Source organism: Cellvibrio sp. UBA7661, from assembly GCA_002483365.1.
Taxonomy (GTDB): Bacteria; Pseudomonadota; Gammaproteobacteria; order Pseudomonadales; family Cellvibrionaceae; genus Cellvibrio.
This window is the reverse complement of record DLHT01000001.1, coordinates 1,718-4,698: the sequence shown is the minus strand read 5'-3', so window position 1 is coordinate 4,698 and position 2,981 is coordinate 1,718. Positions and strand designations below refer to the sequence as shown.

The following is a 2,981-nucleotide window of genomic DNA, read 5'->3' as shown; positions in this document are numbered from 1 at the left end:
ACATGCACGGTGGACAATTGTAATAGCTGGATAAAATCTGGATATGGCAGTTTTCCTACAAAGTGGACACGACTTAAGTCGAGCTGATCACATACTTCGTTTAAAAAGAGTTGTTTCCAGGTAGTGCCCTCTGGTGGCTTACTGCCATAACTCACATCGTCACCACCCACAATAATCACTCTCGCCTTTGGATTTTCTTTTAGTATTTTGGGTAAGGCGCGCATAAAAATATGATAACCGCGCATGGGTTCCAGATTACGATTTACGAAGGTGATGATTTCATCATTCTTTGTCAGCTCCATTCCATTTAAACGCATAGTGACCTGCGGGTTGGGTTTTATGCGGTTGGTGTCTATACCATCGTGTATTACGGAAATTTTATTCTGGAAATGTTTGGGGAAAGTAGAACGCTGAAAGTGTGTTGGTGATATACCTGCATCAGCTTGTAATAGATGCAAATCGAAATTGGCATTTTTAAGCCGTAAACGGCAGGCCATATCCAATTCCGGTGTTGAAAATTCCGGATCAAAACCGACATCACCGCCCACTGCCTGATAATAAAACTCGCAGTAAAGCGCGAGCTTCGCATGTGGCCAAACATCTTTTAAAAACAGGCTTTCACCCCAACCGGGGTGGGCAATAATTAAATCGGGCATGAAGCCTTCTTTTTTTAATTGCATAGCGCCCCAAAATGCCGCTTCCGCACGAATGGTTTTGGTTTCCATATCGGTAAGCCATGGGTGTATTTCTTTACTGCTCGAACGTTTGATGTTGTAGGTGTGCAGTTTTACGCCAGCTGGACATGGACGGTTGCTGGGTGTGAGCGCACGAATATCATTTTTAGGATCAGCCGCTAATGCAGGTGCCAAGTGCACAAACTGGGCGGGAAAGTTTTGGTGGATAAATAATACGTTCATAGCAACAACTGATTCCTTAGTGCTTACTACAAAATCGATTTTTCAGGATACCCGCGTTCGCGGGTATGACGAGGCATAAATGCATGATTTCGCGGGTATGACGAAACATGCGCACCTTACCGCTCACGAATACTTTCCTGCTTATACCTCAGCAGAGGTGACAAAAAATACTCAATCACCCTGCGCTGTGTTGTTTTCACTTCCGCCGTGACTGCCATACCCGGAATGAGTTTTACGTCTTTTGCTTCCACACGAATCGTGCTCTTGTGCATTTTTAAATGCATGGTGTAAACGAGACCGAGTTTTTCATCGATAATCGCATCGTCAGAAATGTGCGTGACAGTGGCATCGATTAATCCGTATTTGGTAAACGGAAAGGTGTGGATCTTGATTTCAGCGGCCATGTCTTTTTGTACAAAACCCACATCCTGATTGCCGAGCATCACTTGCACTTCCAGGCTTTCTTCTTCGGGAACGATGATCATCAGTTCTTGCGCCTCAGTGACAATACCGCCGATGGTGTTGATGGCAAGCTGTTGCACATAACCGGATACGGGTGCGTAGAGGATTTGTTTGTCATTCATATCCGTGGCTTTGACCAACTCCTCACTGATAGTCGCGATCTGGTTGCGGCTGTCGGCAATTTGGGTGAGCAGTTTGCCGAGGGTATCGGCTTTGAGGGAATTGATTTGTTGTTGGGCTTCGTTGATGGCGGCGTTTAATTGCTGTTGCATTTGTTGCTGTGCGGCAAGATCTTGTACTCGCTCAATGCGCTGTTGTTCTAATTCAAGATACTCCGCTTCTGAAGCCATATTTTTTGCGTAGAGGCTTTCCAGGGCTTGCGCCCGCTTGGTAATCATCGGCAGGGTTTGTTGGAGCTTTTTAATGGTTTCCTGATTGCCAATTTTTTCGCTCTGCACTTTTTTAAGCCCGCTGTGCAGGCTGCTTAATTGCGCTTGGTATTGTTGCCACTGCTCCCAGGTTTTTTGTTGATGCAACAGTATTTCGGTTTCAGTCGGTTTTATATCGGCATGGACTTTCAATTCGATTTCAGTGGCCATGCCGGGTTGTACTGTGGGTTTTATATTTTTATCTGTATTTTTATTGGTATTTTGATGTGTGTCTGTACTTGCACCTGTTGCTGAACCTGAAGTGTTTACCAAAAACGTTTGTAGCGCTTCTGCACCGGCGAGGTTGAGGCTGGCATTGTGCAATTCCTGCTGCATACGCGCTTGATCAGCGGCGGTGATGGTGCGATCCAATTCAATCAGTGCATCGCCCTGATTCACGAACTGCCCTTCTTTCACATGAATCGCTTTCACAAAGCCTTTCGTCAGTGGCTGGATTTGTTTGACGCGGCTGCCGGGAATAATTTTACCTTCTGCACTGGAGACGACATCCACTTTGCCAATACAGGCCCAGATAAGCGTCAGGACAAACAGGGCAATCAATACCCAGGCGAGCCAGCGCACGAGTGGATTGGGTGGTGACTCCTGCAACTCCAGTGCAGCGGGCATAAATTCGGCGAGGTTTTGGTGTTTGGATCCATCGCCAAGTTTGGCGCGGTCACGCCAGGCATCGAGTAATTGCTGGAAAAAATTAGTCATGGACCACCTCCAGCTTCGGGCTTGAGTGTGAATGAGTTGAAGTGTTTTTCGGTTGAGGGCTGTGTTGTTGATAACCGTGCAACTGGGCGTAATAGCCTTGCAGTTGCAGCAACTCGTCATGGGGGCCTTGCTCTACGATCTGACCTTTATTCATCACAATAATGCGATTGCAAATCCGCACCGTACTTAGGCGGTGGGCGATGATAAATACGGTGCGGCCTTTGCAGATCTCGGCCATGTTGTCCTGAATAATCCGTTCCGATTCATAGTCCAGCGCACTGGTGGCTTCATCAAAAATCAGGATGCGTGGATTGGTTAAGAGTGCGCGTGCAATTGCCAAACGTTGGCGTTGGCCACCGGAGAGATTGCTGCCCTGCTCGCCGACCATGGTGTCGTAAGCTTCTGGGAGATCGACAATAAACTCATGGGCGCCCGCGAGTTTAGCAACGGCAACAAT

General features: G+C 47.2%; 3 protein-coding genes. All 3 read right to left on the bottom strand.

Going from position 1 to position 2,981, the window contains the following annotated elements:
- The coding region (locus B2739_RS00020) for a glycosyltransferase (protein WP_331343830.1) at positions 1-917 on the bottom strand (917 nt) is incomplete at its 3' end.
- Between the two features lie 116 nt (positions 918-1,033).
- Positions 1,034-2,524 carry an HlyD family type I secretion periplasmic adaptor subunit gene (locus tag B2739_RS00015; protein ID WP_331343829.1) on the bottom strand — a complete coding sequence of 497 codons (1,491 nt, stop codon included), beginning with the start codon at positions 2,522-2,524 and terminating at the stop codon, positions 1,034-1,036.
- Positions 2,517-2,981, bottom strand: a 465-nt coding sequence (locus tag B2739_RS00010) for an ATP-binding cassette domain-containing protein (RefSeq protein ID WP_331343828.1), incomplete at its 5' end; no start/stop codon positions are given. The genes B2739_RS00015 and B2739_RS00010, both read right to left, overlap by 8 nt.